2 protein-coding genes are annotated in these 804 nt (G+C 27.7%); both read left to right on the top strand.

Features of this window, described 5'->3' with window-relative positions:
• On the top strand, positions 1-357 hold a 357-nt coding region (locus J7574_RS23125; protein ID WP_290974719.1), incomplete at its 5' end, for a hypothetical protein.
• Between the two features lie 158 nt (positions 358-515).
• A partial coding sequence (locus J7574_RS23120) for a hypothetical protein (RefSeq protein ID WP_290974717.1) occupies positions 516-804 on the top strand: 289 nt, incomplete at its 3' end.

Raw genomic sequence — 804 nt, 5'->3', positions numbered from 1 at the left:
GGATTAAATTCTGGAAATGATAGAGCTTATGAAGCAGTTCAGACAACTTTGAAATCCTGTGAGCATTTTGCTACTTCAACAAATAATTCTAAAAGAGAAAAAGTTTGTAATCTATATTTTCCAACAATAATAATAAAAGGTAAATTATTTAATGCTTCAATGCAACCAAACAATGATTTAACCTTAAAAAGCATAAATAAAGAACAAGTACTTTTATCCAGATCATATCACGAATACAATAATTCAATAATTCGAATTTTTAATGATGAAAATTTACAACAAAATATACAAGAGTTAAAAATAAGCTGTGATGATTTTTTTGAAAAATATGAGTTAGAATTGAAAAACAGTTTATAAAGAAACCTCGCCTAACAGCCACTACAAAGGAGTTGAGCAATTAGCTTAATGGAAAGATGGTTTTGTATTTGAATGATTTGGCAAATCCGAAGAATGGGTTTAATTTAGTACCAAACCCGCTGTAGTATCAGAACGTTAGGCGAAATTAATCGAAAATTATGGAAAATAAGACACATATTGATGGAAATGGAAACATTGTTGTACAGAATGTTGATGGTTCAACTATAATTATTAATCCTGACAATACTGATGAAATAAAAACTTTAATTATAAATTTAGGTGATAAATTAAGTAATCTTCCTCAAAATGTTCTAGAAATGATTAATGAAAAACAAGACCTTAATAAACCAATTGAAAAAGGAGCTAATGTTTATCTAACAGTTTTAATAAGAACGACAGGATATGGCAATTCTTATACTTTTCGATTCGGTGTGAATATAACAAATC

The organism is Flavobacterium sp. (genome assembly GCF_017744675.1).
Taxonomy (GTDB): Bacteria; Bacteroidota; Bacteroidia; order Flavobacteriales; family Flavobacteriaceae; genus Flavobacterium.
This window is presented reverse-complemented; position numbering and strand designations above follow the sequence as displayed.